Origin of the sequence: Pseudomonas sp. JUb52 (assembly GCF_004341115.1) — a bacterium.
Taxonomy (GTDB): domain Bacteria; phylum Pseudomonadota; class Gammaproteobacteria; order Pseudomonadales; family Pseudomonadaceae; genus Chryseomonas; species Chryseomonas oryzihabitans.
On the sequence record NZ_SLYS01000002.1, the window covers coordinates 188,878 to 201,749 of the forward strand.

A 12,872-nucleotide genomic window follows, 5' to 3' on the forward strand; every position below is an offset into this window, starting at 1 on the left:
TCAACCCGGAGTACCGACCCCCGCGCAGGGCAGCCGCGTCAGCAGAACGGTGTCCTTGTCGAGGGGCACCTGGGCACCCTTGCGTCTGAGTTCGTTGATGGCGTGCAGCAGGATCAGATTGACCTGCTCCACCTCACGCATGTCGTCCGCCTTCAGCAGGCGCGACACCCGCACATTGCGATCGGCCTCGATGAGGGTGATCAGCAAGCCGTCGCTGCGCCGCTCCAGCTCGTGGCGCACGGGCGGATCGAGTTGGGCCAAGCGTTCATGCAACCTGTTCATCTACAGGCTCCCGAAGGAACGTCACTTTTTCAGGCTAGCCGCCTCGGCGAAGAACGCAAGGTCTCTATTCGGGGCCTGTCCGCCGACTGGAGATACCAGCGCGTTCTGAGCAGGCGCTGGCGCGGAAGCAGGACGCAAGGCTGTCACGAAGCTGCCATCCACTACCGGCACGCTGGACCTCTTGACCACCACGCCGTGGCAGAGGCCCATCCATGGATACTCGTCCCGCAATCCGCCCGCTCGACCCTTTCGCCACGCCATCGCAGCGGCTCGCGCTCACTACCGACTCAGGCCACTGCCGCTCCGCCGAGGCGCACGGCCAGCGCATCGCGCTGGCCACCCAGCGGCTGATCGCGCTCGGGCATCGACGAATCCTGCTGGTCACCGCCGGTGAGCCGCCAATCGCCGACTTGCAGGCTCACAGTCAGGTCATGCTGGCGGAGGGGTTGCCCCTGTTGCCCTGCCTGGAGCTCGATCCGGCAGCCATCCTGTGTGGGCCCGAGCTCGCCACCCGCCTGCAAGGCGCTGCTCCGACCGCCCTGCTCTGCACCCAGGCTATCCTGGCCCAGACACTCCAGACCGCCCTATACCCTGGCGCGCTACGCTCGCTGACCATCACCGGTCCCGAAGCGCGTACCGGGGCGGATAGCGCGTCCTGGCACTAGCTAGGACGTCCATGCCTTAAAAGTTCGAACCCCTGATCGTCCGTCCCGCCTGATCGGGCTGCTGCAGATTGCCCGAGGTAGCGGCCTTGGCCGGATTCCAGTCGATCTCGGCGCGCTGGACCGCGGCCGCGGTGAAGCGCTCGTTGAGCTCCGGCGCCAGGCGATGCCCCCAGTAGGCCAGCTTGGCCTTGTAGCCCACGGTGATCTCCTTTTGTGGCTGCAGCAGCGCGCCGACGATGGCCTGCACCGCCTTGTCCGGCGAATCCTTGGTGGGCAGGTCGGCGCGGTGCCCGGTGTAGGTGGCGGCATGGCCCCAGATCGGCGTATCCAGCGCCCAGGGCAGCACCGTCGACAACTGGATGTTCGGCTGGCGGCCACGGCGCAATTCCTGCTGCAGCACCCGACCGAGACTGAGCACCGCGGCCTTGGATGCCGAATAGGACGCCTGGTAGGCGTGGGGAATCTCGCCGTCCACCGAGGCCACGTTGACCAGCCGGCCGTAGCCCTGGCGGCGGAAACGCTGCAGGGCCAGGTGGGTACCTATCACCACACCCTTCACATTGGTATCCAGCAGGCGCAGGTGGTCTTCCAGGGGCACCTCTTCGAAACGCCCGACCGCCACCACACCGGCATTGTTGATCCAGCCGTCGATGCGGCCGAAGCGCTGCTCGGCCTGCTCGGCCAGGGCGGTCATCTGCGCCACGTCGGCCACGTCGGTGGGCACTGCCAGGGCGGCCACGCCCAGGGCCTGGACCTCGACCGCGAGGGCTTCCAGCGCCTCGCTGCGCCGCGCGGCCAGCACCAGGTTGGCACCGTACCGGGCCAGTGCCAGGGCCACGCCGCGGCCGACGCCACTGGAGGCGCCAGTGACAACGATAGTCCGGCCATTCAGCTGCTGGCGATCGATCTGCGGCGAACGCCGGGAAGAGGTGCGATTCAGCAGAGCCAGGGCGGCAGGCAGGGCAAGCAACAGCGGCAGGGTACGCATCAGGGGGGCTTCCTCAGGGTCTGTGTCTGAGGTGTGACTCCTCGGCGACCGCGCTGACGTCCCGCAGCGAGACGACCGGGGCCAGCGTTGCCGGCGCCCGCCGTTTCGGTTGTCTGCGGTAACCACCGTGCCAGGGCAGCCCCTGCTGGCCATGACCGTTCGGCGGAACGCCTCAGTCCTCGGACTGGCGATGCGGCATGGCGATGCCGTGCAACTTGAGCCGCCGGTAGAGGGTGGCCCGGGACATCCCCAGCGCCCGGGCGGTCGGAATCGCCTTCCAGCGATGGCGGACAAGGGCCGCCAGGATCGCCCGCCGCTCGGGGCTGTCGGCCTCGGGCGGCGGCTCGATGGCCGGCGCGCCGCCGGGCCGCAGACTGGCCGGCAGGTGATCGAGGGTGATGAGGGCGCCGTCGCACAGGGCACAGGCGTAGCGCAGCACGTTGCGCAATTCGCGCACATTGCCCGGCCAGTCATGGGCCAGGATGGCCTCCTGCACCTGGGGCGCCAGCTCCGGCGCCGGACGCTCGCCGCATTCCTCTTCGAGCAGCCGCCGCGCCAGCGCCAGGCGGTCGGCACGCGCGCGCAGCGGTGGCAGCTGGAAGACGGCGCCATTGAGGCGATAGAGCAGGTCTTCGCGAAACAGCTCGGCGGCGACCTGCGCCTGGAGGTCGCGATGGGTGGCGCAGACCAGCCGCACATCCACTCGCCGCGGCTGGGCGCTGCCCACCGGCAGCACCTCGCCTTCGGCCAGCACCCGCAGCAGCCGGGTCTGCAGCGCCAGGGGCATGTCGCCGATCTCGTCGAGAAACAGGGTGCCGCCATCGGCCGCCACGATCAGACCATCGCGACCCTGGCGCTGGGCGCCGGTAAAGGCCCCCGCGGCATGGCCGAACAATTCGCTCTCGATCAGGCTTTCCGGCAGCGCCGCGCAATTGAGGGCGACGAAGGGTCGCCCGGCACGATCGCCACCCTGGTGCAGGCCGCGGGCAAAGACCTCCTTGCCGGTGCCGGTCTCGCCGGTCACCAGGATCGGCAGGCCATGGCGATAGAGCCGCAGGGCGGTCGCGAGCGCCTGGCTGACCCGGGGCTCCTCCTCGGGGTCCGCCGCACGCGGCTCGCGGACCAGCGGGATCACCACCCCAAGACGCTGACGCGGCGCCCGTACCCGGGCGTGGAAATGTGCTTCGCCCAGGCGCAGGGGTTCGCCATGGTCCTCCTGCAACCGCGCCGGGGCATCGCGACCGAAGAGCTCGTCCAGGCGCTGCGGCAGATAGCCCAGCTGAGCGAGGCAGAGTTGCCGGGCCGGGCGATTCAGGCCGGTCAGGCGTCCGCTCTGATCCCAGGCCAGCAGCAATTCCGGCTGGGTGTCGAGATAGCTAGCCTGGGCATGGCCGCAGAGCACCCAGTCGCCCCGGGCGCTGTGCATGAAGTAGGCATTCTCGATGCGCTGGGCGCTGTCGCGGGTGAACTGCTGGATCAAGAGCTGGCTGCGGCGATCGTCCGGCGAACGCGGCGCCGAGACGTCCAGTACCCCGAGCAACTCGCCGCTCGGCGCGAACACCGGCGCGGCGGTACAGGTCAGGCCGGTAAAGGCCACGCGGAAGTGATCGGCCTTGTGCACCGTCACCGGCGCCCGGTCGGTGAGCACCGCGGCGACCCCGCAGGTGCCCTCCTCCTGCTCGGACCAGCAGGTGCCCAGGTAGAGCCCGGCGCGGCGGCATTCGTCGTCCAGCCGATCGCTGACCCGGTAATCCAGGGTATGGCCCTGGGCGTCGGCCAGCAGCACGCAGTAGTCGGCCGCCTCGACCCGCGCATGCAGGGCGCCCAGCTCGCCATCGGCGACGCGCAGGAAGTCTTCCGCCGCCTGCTGGTGCTGGCGCAATTCGTAGCGCGAGAGGATGCGCGGACCGCGCAGGCTGCCCGGGTCGAGTTGATACTGCTCGAAGGAACGACGCCAGGAATCGAGGATGCGCCCGGGTGGACTGGCCGTGCGCAAGGGCGCACGCAGGGCCTGGTCGATGGCGCGGGCGTGATAGCGGGCCTGGGTAGACAACATGGGCGTCTCTCCCTGAATTCCGGTCATGGCATGGAAGGCCGGTCATTGTTCTGCCCTTCATTTAGCGCCCCCTGGCCCCGGCCTTCAAGTCCGCCGCGGCCTGAGACGAATCGTCTCAGCGTCTCGCCCTGCCGTCGCAGCCCTGAGACGCCCCGGCGCGACGCGGCCGTCCCGCCGGACCTGGCCATCCCCCGCAAAGCCGCACCCAGCCTGGCCTGCAGCGAAACTATAGCGACCTGGCACCCGCCTTGCTCAGGGCTCTGCGACGCTCCCAAGACAACGACAAGAGGGCCAGACCCATGAGCGCACCCCGGCATCGCCGCACGGCTGCCCTGACCGATGGTCGAGGCCTCGGAGGTCAGCCATGCCCATAACCGTCGGCATCCTGCCCAACCCCGCCTCGGGGCGTGACCTGCGCCGGCTGACCGGCAACGCCGCCCTCACCTCCAGCACCGACAAGGCCGGGGTGGTGATGCGCCTGCTGGCGGCCTTTGGTGCCACCGGGGTGGAGCGGGTGCTCCTACCGCCGGACATGACCGGTATCGCCGCCGCCGTGCTCAAGGCCAGCGGCAGTCGCCAGGCCCGCGAGCAGCGCTGGCCGGAGCTGGTGTTTCTCAATCTGCCGCTGACCCAGACCGTGGACGACACCCGCCGCGCCGCGCGGCTGTTGCTGGCCCAGGGCGCGGCGGTGATCGCCGTGCTCGGCGGCGACGGCACCCACAAGGCGGTGGCCGCCGAGGTGGGCGACCTGCCGCTCTTGACCCTGTCCACCGGCACCAACAACGCCTTTCCCGAATTGCGCGAGGCCACCAGCGCGGGCCTGGCCGGCGGCCTGGTGGCGAGTGGTCGGGTCGATCCGACGCTGGCGCTGCGGCGCAACAAGCGGCTGCGGGTGGAGGTGCCGGAGCGCAGCATCCGTGACTGGGCGCTGGTGGACGTGGCGGTCTGTCGCCAGGCCTATCTCGGCGCCCGGGCGGTCACCCGGGTGGAGGATCTGGCCGAGGTCTTCACCACCTTTGCCGAACCCTGGGCCATCGGCCTGTCGGCCCTCTGCGGTCTCTGGCATCCGGTCGCCCGCAGCGCTCCCCATGGCGGCTGGGTGCGGCTGGAGCCCGAGGCGCCAGCGCAACTGACCATCCCCCTCGCCCCCGGCGTGCTGGCCCAGGCCGGGATCGCCGCCAGCGGCCTGCTGCTGCCAGGCGAGCCACGCACCCTGTCGCTGGCCGCCGGCACCCTGGCGCTGGACGGCGAGCGGGAAATCGAATTCGGCCCCGAGGCGCGTCCGCAGGTGACGCTGGACCTCGACGGCCCCCTGAGCATCGACGTGGAGCGGGTGCTGGAGCTGGCGGCGCAGCAGCGCCTGCTGGTCCGCCGCCGGCCCGCGTCGGCCCTCGGCAATCCTGGAGAACAATAAGATGAGCGAGACCCCAAGCGTCGAAAACCTGAGCCATGCCTACCGGGTGATGCGCACCATCCGCGCCTTCGAGGAGCGGCTGCACGTGGAATTCGCCACCGGCGAGATTCCCGGCTTCGTCCACCTCTATGCCGGTGAGGAAGCCTCGGCCGCCGGCGTCATGGCCCACCTGGGCCACGAGGACAGTATCGCCTCCACCCACCGCGGCCATGGCCACTGCATCGCCAAGGGCGTGGACGTCTACGGCATGATGGCCGAGATCTACGGCAAGAAGACCGGGGTCTGCCAGGGCAAGGGCGGCTCCATGCACATCGCCGATCTGGAAAAGGGCATGCTCGGCGCCAATGGCATCGTCGGCGCCGGCGCGCCCCTGGCCGCCGGTGCCGCCCTGGCGGCCAAGCTCAAGGGCAGCGACGCCGTGGCCGTGGCCTTCTTCGGTGACGGCGGCTCCAACGAGGGCGCGGTGTTCGAGGCCATGAACCTGGCCTCGGTGTGGAATCTCCCCTGCATCTTCGTCGCCGAGAACAACGGCTATGCCGAGGCCACCGCCTCGAACTGGTCGGTGGCCTGCGACCACATCGCCGACCGCGCCGCCGGCTTCGGCATGCCGGGGGTGACGGTGGACGGCTTCGACTTCTTCGCCGTCCATGAAGCCGCCGCGGCCGCCGCGGCCCGCGCACGGGCCGGCGAAGGCCCCTCGCTGATCGAGGTGAAGTTCACCCGCTACTTCGGCCACTTCGAGGGCGACGCCCAGACCTATCGCGATCCCAACGAGGTCAAGCAGGCCCGCGAGCAGCGCGATTGCCTCATGCAATTCCGCGAGCGGGTGACGCGCTCCGGCCAGCTGCAACCCGCCCTGCTCGACAGCATCGACCAGGAGGTGGAGCAGCTCATCGAGGACGCCGTGCGCAAGGCCAAGGCCGATCCCAAGCCTGGCCCGGAAGACCTGCTCACCGACGTCTACGTCACCTACGCCTGATCGGAAAACAACAAGGAGCGCCACCATGGCCAGAAAGATCAGCTACCAGCAAGCCATCAACGAAGCCCTGGAACAGGAGATGCGCCGCGATCCCACCGTCTTCCTCATGGGCGAGGACAACGCCGGCGGCGCCGGCGCGCCCGGCGAACAGGACGCCTGGGGCGGCGTGCTCGGGGTCACCAAGGGGCTCTACCACAAGTTTCCCGGGCGGGTGCTGGACACCCCGCTGTCGGAGATCGGCTACGTCGGCGCGGCGGTGGGCGCCGCCGCCCGTGGCACCCGGCCGGTGTGCGAACTGATGTTCGTCGACTTCGCCGGCTGCTGCCTGGACCAGATCCTCAACCAGGCGGCCAAATTCCGCTACATGTTCGGCGGCAAGGCGGTCACCCCGCTGGTCCTGCGCACCATGGTCGGCGCGGGCCTGCGGGCCGCGGCCCAGCATTCGCAGATGCTCACCTCCTGGTGGACCCACATCCCCGGGCTCAAGGTGGTCTGCCCGGCCACCCCCTACGACGCCAAGGGCCTGCTGATCCAGGCCATCCGCGACAACGACCCGGTGATCTTCTGCGAGCACAAGCTGCTCTATGGCATGCAGGGCGAGGTGCCGGAAGAGTCCTATGCCATCCCCTTCGGCGAGGCCAGCTTCCTGCGCGAGGGCGACGACGTCAGCCTCATCACCTATGGCCGCATGGTGCACCTGGCCATGGACGCCGCCGCCAACCTGGCGCGCCAGGGGGTGTCCTGCGAGGTGCTGGACCTGCGCACCACCAGCCCGCTGGATAGGGACAGCATCCTGGAAAGCGTGGAAAAGACCGGTCGCGCGGTGGTCATCGACGAAGCCAATCCGCGCTGCTCGGTGGCGACCGACATCGCCGCCCTGCTCGCCGAACAGGCCTTCGACGACCTGCGCGCCCCGGTGCAGCTGGTGACCGCGCCGCACACCCCGGTGCCCTTCTCGGATGCCCTGGAAGACCTCTACATCCCCGACGCGGCCAAGATCGAGCGCGCCGTGCTGAAGATCACCCAAGGGAGGCAGGCCGCATGAGCCAGATCCATACCCTGACCATGCCCAAGTGGGGCCTGTCCATGAGCGAGGGCCGGGTCAACGCCTGGCTCAAGGCCGAAGGCGACCCAATCGCCAAGGGCGACGAGGTGCTCGACGTCGAGACCGACAAGATCAGCAGCAGCGTCGAGGCGCCCTTCTCCGGCACCCTGCGCCGCTGCCTGGCCCGCGAGGACGAGACCCTGGCGGTGGGCGCCCTGCTGGCCATCGTGGTGGAAGGCGAGGCCAGCGACGAAGAGATCGACGCCGTGATCGCACGGTTCGAGGAAGACTTCGTGCCCGGTGGCGAAGACGCCGCCGAGGCCGGTCCCCAGGCCCAGCGCATCGAACTCGACGGCCGGCCGCTGCGCTATCTGGAGCGCGGTGAAGGTGGCTTGCCCGTGATGCTGATCCACGGTTTCTCCGGCGATCTGGACAACTGGCTGTTCAACCACGAGGCCTTGGCCGCCGAGCGCCGGGTGATCGCCCTGGACCTGCCCGGCCATGGCCAGTCCGGCAAGACGCTGGCCACGGGCGACCTCGCCGAGCTGGGCGCCGCGGTGCTGGCACTGCTCGACCACCTGGACATCCCCCGCGCCGTGCTGGTCGGTCACTCCATGGGGGGCGCCGTGGCCCTGCACCTGGCGCAGGTAGCGCCGCAGCGGGTCGCCGGCCTGGTGCTGATCGGCAGTGCCGGGCTGGGCGCGGAGATCAACGGTGACTACCTCGAAGGCTTCGTCGCCGCCACCAGCCGCAACCAGCTCAAGGGCCCGGTCAGCCTGTTGTTCAGCGATCCGGGACTGGTCACCCGACCGTTGCTGGAGGATCTGCTGAAGTACAAGCGGCTGGAAGGCGTGGACCAGGCGCTGCACCAGCTGGCGGGCAACCTCTTCCCCAATGGCCAGCAGGCCCAGGTGCTGCGCCAGTTACTGGGCGGTGAAATTCCCGCACTGCTGATCTGGGGCAAGGCCGACGCCATCATTCCGGTCCAGCATGCCGATGGCCTGCCCGCGGCCGTCCAGGTCGAGATCCTGGAGGGCCAGGGCCATATGGTGCAGATGGAAGCCGCCGACCGGGTCAACGCCCTGATCCAGGCCTTTCTGCCCCGTTGCGAACGCTAGAGGAGCCTCGCCATGAAAGCAGCCCGTTTCCATGCCGCCCGCGACATCCGGGTGGAAGACGTCCCGCCACCCGGCGCGCCGGGCCCCACCCAGGTGCTGGTCAGGAACCAGTTCTGCGGCATCTGCGGCACCGACCTGCACGAGTACCTGGGCGGGCCCATCTTCATTCCCACCGCGCCGCACAGCTACACCGGCGGCCAGGTGCCGCAGATCCTCGGCCACGAGTATTCCGGCGTGGTGGAGGCCGTGGGCAGCCAGGTGACCGCGGTGAAACCCGGTGACCGGGTCTCCATCCAGCCCATGGTCTCGCCGCGGGACGACTATTACGGCCGCCGCGGCCAGTACCAGCTAAGCGAACAGCTGGCGATCATCGGCCTGTCCCATCCCTGGGGCGGCATGGCCGAGTACTCCCTGGTGGAGGACTACAACGCCATCCCCATGCCGGACGACCTCAGCACCGCGCACGCGGCGCTGATCGAACCCACGGCCGTCACCGTCTACGCCACCCACAGGGGCGGGGTGAAACCCGGCGACAGCGTGCTGGTGGCCGGTGCCGGGCCCATCGGCCAGTTGCAGGTCATGGCCGCGCGCGCCGCCGGGGCCACTCGAATCTTTCTGGTGGATCTCAACGACAACCGCCTGGAGATGGCCCGGCGCCTGGTGGACGGCCTCATCACCCTCAATCCCGGCAGCACCGATGTGCTACGCGAGGTGCGCGCCCACACCGCCGGTGGCGTCGGAGTGGACGTGGCCTTCGAATGCGTCGGCGCCGAGGCCCCGCTGGGGCTGTGCCTGGAAGCGGTGCGCCGCCAGGGCGTGGTGGTGCAGGTGGGAATGCAGGGCAAGCCGCCAGCGCTGGACGGCTTCACCCTGACCTACAAGGACGTCGACCTGCGCGGCTCCTGGTGCTACTCGACGCTGATGTGGCCCCAGGTAGCAGCCCTGATCGCCAGTGGCCAGCTGCCGGCGGAAAAGGTGGTGACCCGCTATATCGCCCTGGACGACGTCGTGGAACAGGGCTTCGAGGCCTTGCTGGACAAGGCCGGGACCCAGTTGAAGATCCTGATCGAGTTGTAGGCCTTTCCCACGCGGCCGGCCGCGTGGGGTTTTTCTCGCCCTACTGGAAGGTCGTCGCGCTAAAGCTCGGGCGTGCGGTGAGGCGCTGGTGGAAGGCCCCCAGCCGTCGGTGCGCGGACCAGTCGATCTCCGGCAGGCGAAAGCTCAGGTAGTCCAGGCCGACAGCCACCAGGTAGTGGCTGAAATCGAGGTCCTGTGCCTCCAGCGCGGACGTCTCCGCCAAGCGCGCCAGCAGCCGGTCGATGGCCGCCAGTCGGCGGGCACCCAGCACCGAGTCATCCTGGGCCGCGCCGCCATGCTTGCGGGCGATCACCGTGCCGAAGGCGGCGTCGATCAGGCCCTGGCCCAGGCCGGCCAGTTGCAGGCGTTCGGCCGCGAGCGGACTGCCGCCACCCAACTGGTGCAGATGGACACAGATCAGCAGGGTCTCGCTGAGGGCAATGCCCTCGTCGGTGATCAGGACCGGGACCTTGTTGCCCGGGTTGGCTGCCAGCAAGGTCGGATCGTCGTTCCAGGGATCGCTCCACACCAGTGTCAGTCGCGCGCCGAAGCCGGCTTCGAGGGCAGTGACGCGCGCAGCGCGGGCATAGGGCGAGGTCTGGTTCAGCAGCAGTTGCATGGCGGACTCCGGGACACGGGTGGGCAATAAAGACGTGCCCGCCAGTGTAGCCGCTGGCGTACGCCCTCAGTGCGGTCGGGTCACCGTTAGGACCACCGCGGCGATGCGATCGGTATGGGCATAGACGCCGCTCTCCAGTTCTTCACCGAAGACATCCGGGTCCAGCTCGCGATAGCGCCAGGCCACGTCCTGGTCGGCCAGACGCGTGCGGACCTCTTCCAGGAAGGGATCGCGCCCCTCGACCATGGCGACGCCGGTATAGAGCAGCAGGGTGCCACCGGGTGCCAGGCGCTCCAGCGCCGTGTCGAGGATGGCCAGCGACAGACCAGCGCCCAGCGGGCCGCCGCCATGACGATAGGCGCGCTCGCCCGGATCGACCAGATAGGGCGGATTGGACAGGATGAAGTCGAAGTCTCCGTCCACGTCCTTGAGCAGGTTGCTGTAGCACGCCCGCAGATTGTCGGCTCCGGCCAGCGCGGCATTGACCCGGGTCAGTGCCAGGGCGCGCTGGTTGATGTCCACCGCCAGCACCTCGGCATCGGGCCGCGCCAGGGCGACCAGGATGGCACCGGGACCGGCGCCGCTGCCGATGTCCACCGCGCGGCGGATGGTTTCGGTCTCGAAGCGCAACTGGGCTTCCAGGGCATTGGCATAGCGATAGGTATCGGGGCCGAAGAACACCGCATCGGCTTCTTCGGTGGGATAGGCGGAATGCACGAACAGCTGATCGCCCAGGCTCGATACCCGCACCCGACTGCGCCAGCCGCCGGGCACCGGGGTCAGCAGCTCGGCCGCGGCCAGGGCGTCGATGAGGGACTCCGGCAGCACCTCGCGGGAAAACGGCCGGCTCCAGCCGAAGACGCCTTGCAGATCCCGCGCCCAGGCATTGCCGGGTCGGGCATTGACCCGGGCGTGAGAGGCCGGGGTCGGGGTGATGAAGTGATAGTCGGCTGCACGCAGCGTCTCGACCAACAGCTCCAGCGCCTTGGTCGAGTCCGGGGTCGTCGCGGGGTGTTCGGGGTGTTCCATGGCCGTCACGGGCAGGTCCTTAGGTGGCAATCGAAATGAAAAAAGGACCCTCGCGGGTCCTGGCCTGGGCGTCAGCCCAACAGCGAGACGAACAGCCGCGTCGCCAGTAGGCCGGCGCGGCTGTGATGGCGCGCCGGCGACAGCTGCTCGACCAGCAGCGCCATGGCGGCGGCGCGACTGGGCTGGCTTGCCAGCCGTTGCTCCAGTGCGGCTTCCTCGCTGTCGAAATCGCTGGTCTGGGCCCTGCTCGCATTGGCCGCCCCGCCCTGCTCCGCTTCCAGCGCCGGGCACAGGCGTTCCTGCTGGCGCTGGCGGGCGCGAAAGCTCACCTCGCGGCGCGGCAGCACGGCCACCCGCTCGCCAGTGGCCTGCTTGCGGGCGCCGTTGTGCACGAAATCGCCGGCGATCCAGTCGTGGATCAGTTGCTGCTCGTAGGCGGTGAAGACGCCGAACATCTCCGCGCGTTCGCCCTGGATCAGCCGCCAGAAGCGGCTGTTGGTGGGGTCCTCGTGGCGCTTGATCCAGCCCTGTTCCTGCATCACCTGGAGGAAGTCCGGAATCTGCGACGGATCGTATAGCCAGTCGCTGACGCTGCGTCCGCCGATGCGGCAATAGTCGGAATGCACATAGCGGCCGACGCTGCTCTTTTCCGCCAGCACCTCGATCACCGCCTGCTCCAGGTCGAAGCCGGCGATCACCGAGCTGGTGCTGGCGCCCAGTTCGTTGAGCAGATAACCCTGCACCACGCGCTGGTAGAAGGCCGCGCGGCCTTCGGCGGGCATTGCGTCGTGCACCGCCTGCAGGGCCTTGCGCGCATGGCCGGTGCCGGCGTTGTCGACGGTCACGTGCAGGGTGAAGTAATAGGGGTCGATGCCCAGTTCGTTGAGCTCGTAAGAGGTGATCAACAGGTGCAGCGGCAGTTGCTCATAGCCCAGGTTGAAACCCAGCACCTCGGGCAGATAATGATCGGCGTTATGGGCCAGGGCCAGCTGGATGACGCCCTGCACATAGTGATCGTCGCTCAGGTCGGCGAAGTCCTCGCAGCCGTGGCTCGCCAGCAGCTTGCGATAGAGCACCACGTGATTCTTGTCCGGTTGGCCGTCGCCCAGTTCTTCGAGGTAGATCTGGATGGCGGCGCGATAGCGCAGGTCGTCCCAGTGGGCCAAGGTGCCATAGAGCCAGGCGCCATCCACCAGTTTGGTCGGCGCCACGCCGCGCAGGAAATACAGCGCATGGGCCTTGTTGCCGAAATAGCGGCGCGGCGCTCCGGCCTTGCGTGCGGCCAGGTAGTCGCGGTACTGGGCGCCGACCCGGGCATTGTTCTCCAGCACCCAGGCCTCCAGGCCGTCGGGGTCTTCCGGCAGGTCGGCGGTCATGCCGGCTACCGCCTGCAGCTGGTCGTCGAGAAAGAGACGGGCCCGCTCCTGCGCCTGGGCACCCGGGTGGTCTACCAGCAACGCCTGGTAGAGCGCCTTGGCAGGTTGGAGAGTGACCGGGTTCGAGGCGGCGTGCTGGCCGGTAACGGCTCTTGTCGTGGTCTGCATGAGGGGCACATCTGGCAGCTGATGAATACCTCATTCGGCCCATGGGAGAGACCTAG

The 12,872-nt window shown here is 69.0% G+C and carries 12 protein-coding genes; 6 read left to right on the forward strand and 6 right to left on the reverse strand.

Annotation, left to right across the window (positions count from 1 at the left end; all coding sequences use genetic code 11):
• Entirely contained in the window at window positions 1–282 is a 282-nt protein-coding gene (locus tag EC839_RS04080; RefSeq protein ID WP_007158555.1) for a hypothetical protein, read from the reverse strand.
• A gap of 212 nt (window positions 283–494) precedes the next feature.
• Here EC839_RS04080 and EC839_RS04085 point away from each other — a divergent pair, with 212 nt between their 5' ends.
• Window positions 495–947 (forward strand): hypothetical protein, encoded by a 453-nt coding sequence (locus EC839_RS04085; RefSeq protein ID WP_007158556.1) that lies wholly within the window; start codon window positions 495–497, stop codon window positions 945–947.
• Between the two features lie 16 nt (window positions 948–963).
• Here the strand turns inward: EC839_RS04085 and EC839_RS04090 are convergent, their stop codons facing one another.
• Both EC839_RS04090 and EC839_RS04095 read right to left on the reverse strand, forming a co-directional pair.
• Window positions 964–1,935, reverse strand: a complete 972-nt coding sequence (locus EC839_RS04090; RefSeq protein ID WP_007158557.1) for an SDR family oxidoreductase — start codon at window positions 1,933–1,935, stop codon at window positions 964–966.
• 172 nt (window positions 1,936–2,107) lie between these two features.
• A complete protein-coding gene (locus EC839_RS04095) occupies window positions 2,108–3,991 on the reverse strand; it encodes a sigma-54-dependent Fis family transcriptional regulator (protein ID WP_007158558.1) in 1,884 nt (627 codons plus the stop codon).
• Between the two features lie 364 nt (window positions 3,992–4,355).
• Here EC839_RS04095 and EC839_RS04100 point away from each other — a divergent pair, with 364 nt between their 5' ends.
• The 5 genes from EC839_RS04100 to EC839_RS04120 are packed head-to-tail and all read left to right on the forward strand — an operon-like array spanning window position 4,356 to window position 9,624.
• Complete coding sequence (locus EC839_RS04100; protein ID WP_007158559.1) at window positions 4,356–5,405, forward strand: ATP-NAD kinase family protein; 1,050 nt, start codon at window positions 4,356–4,358, stop codon at window positions 5,403–5,405.
• A 1-nt stretch (window position 5,406) separates the two neighbouring features.
• Window positions 5,407–6,384: a thiamine pyrophosphate-dependent dehydrogenase E1 component subunit alpha gene (locus tag EC839_RS04105; RefSeq protein ID WP_132832212.1), complete on the forward strand. Its 978-nt coding sequence runs from the start codon at window positions 5,407–5,409 to the stop codon at window positions 6,382–6,384.
• A 25-nt stretch (window positions 6,385–6,409) separates the two neighbouring features.
• The gene (locus EC839_RS04110) at window positions 6,410–7,429 is read left to right on the forward strand and encodes an alpha-ketoacid dehydrogenase subunit beta (RefSeq protein WP_007158561.1); all 1,020 of its coding nucleotides are present in this window, start codon (window positions 6,410–6,412) and stop codon (window positions 7,427–7,429) included.
• A complete protein-coding gene (locus tag EC839_RS04115) occupies window positions 7,426–8,547 on the forward strand; it encodes an acetoin dehydrogenase dihydrolipoyllysine-residue acetyltransferase subunit (protein ID WP_007158562.1) in 1,122 nt (373 codons plus the stop codon). Before EC839_RS04110 ends, EC839_RS04115 begins: the two co-directional genes overlap by 4 nt.
• Before the next feature lie 12 nt (window positions 8,548–8,559).
• Complete coding sequence (locus EC839_RS04120; RefSeq protein WP_007158563.1) at window positions 8,560–9,624, forward strand: 2,3-butanediol dehydrogenase; 1,065 nt, start codon at window positions 8,560–8,562, stop codon at window positions 9,622–9,624.
• Window positions 9,625–9,664: 40 nt separating this feature from the next.
• Here EC839_RS04120 and EC839_RS04125 read toward each other — a convergent pair whose 3' ends face one another.
• The 3 genes from EC839_RS04125 to EC839_RS04135 form a co-directional block, all read right to left on the reverse strand.
• Window positions 9,665–10,243, reverse strand: coding sequence for a glutathione S-transferase family protein (locus EC839_RS04125; RefSeq protein WP_007158564.1), 579 nt, complete (start codon window positions 10,241–10,243; stop codon window positions 9,665–9,667).
• Window positions 10,244–10,309: 66 nt separating this feature from the next.
• Entirely contained in the window at window positions 10,310–11,272 is a 963-nt protein-coding gene (locus tag EC839_RS04130) for a class I SAM-dependent methyltransferase (protein ID WP_007158565.1), read from the reverse strand.
• A gap of 71 nt (window positions 11,273–11,343) precedes the next feature.
• Window positions 11,344–12,816, reverse strand: coding sequence for an iron-containing redox enzyme family protein (locus EC839_RS04135; protein ID WP_132832213.1), 1,473 nt, complete (start codon window positions 12,814–12,816; stop codon window positions 11,344–11,346).
• Between the last annotated feature and the right edge of the window lie 56 nt (window positions 12,817–12,872).

Coding starts and splice junctions, on each gene's coding strand:
- EC839_RS04085 (WP_007158556.1), top strand. CDS start 495: ATGGATACTCGTCCCGCAATCCGCCCGCTCGACCCTTTCGCCACGCCA.
- EC839_RS04095 (WP_007158558.1), bottom strand. CDS start 3,991: ATGTTGTCTACCCAGGCCCGCTATCACGCCCGCGCCATCGACCAGGCC.
- EC839_RS04130 (WP_007158565.1), bottom strand. CDS start 11,272: ATGGAACACCCCGAACACCCCGCGACGACCCCGGACTCGACCAAGGCG.
- EC839_RS04125 (WP_007158564.1), bottom strand. CDS start 10,243: ATGCAACTGCTGCTGAACCAGACCTCGCCCTATGCCCGCGCTGCGCGC.
- EC839_RS04090 (WP_007158557.1), bottom strand. CDS start 1,935: ATGCGTACCCTGCCGCTGTTGCTTGCCCTGCCTGCCGCCCTGGCTCTG.
- EC839_RS04120 (WP_007158563.1), top strand. CDS start 8,560: ATGAAAGCAGCCCGTTTCCATGCCGCCCGCGACATCCGGGTGGAAGAC.
- EC839_RS04100 (WP_007158559.1), top strand. CDS start 4,356: ATGCCCATAACCGTCGGCATCCTGCCCAACCCCGCCTCGGGGCGTGAC.
- EC839_RS04105 (WP_132832212.1), top strand. CDS start 5,407: ATGAGCGAGACCCCAAGCGTCGAAAACCTGAGCCATGCCTACCGGGTG.
- EC839_RS04110 (WP_007158561.1), top strand. CDS start 6,410: ATGGCCAGAAAGATCAGCTACCAGCAAGCCATCAACGAAGCCCTGGAA.
- EC839_RS04135 (WP_132832213.1), bottom strand. CDS start 12,816: ATGCAGACCACGACAAGAGCCGTTACCGGCCAGCACGCCGCCTCGAAC.
- EC839_RS04080 (WP_007158555.1), bottom strand. CDS start 282: ATGAACAGGTTGCATGAACGCTTGGCCCAACTCGATCCGCCCGTGCGC.
- EC839_RS04115 (WP_007158562.1), top strand. CDS start 7,426: ATGAGCCAGATCCATACCCTGACCATGCCCAAGTGGGGCCTGTCCATG.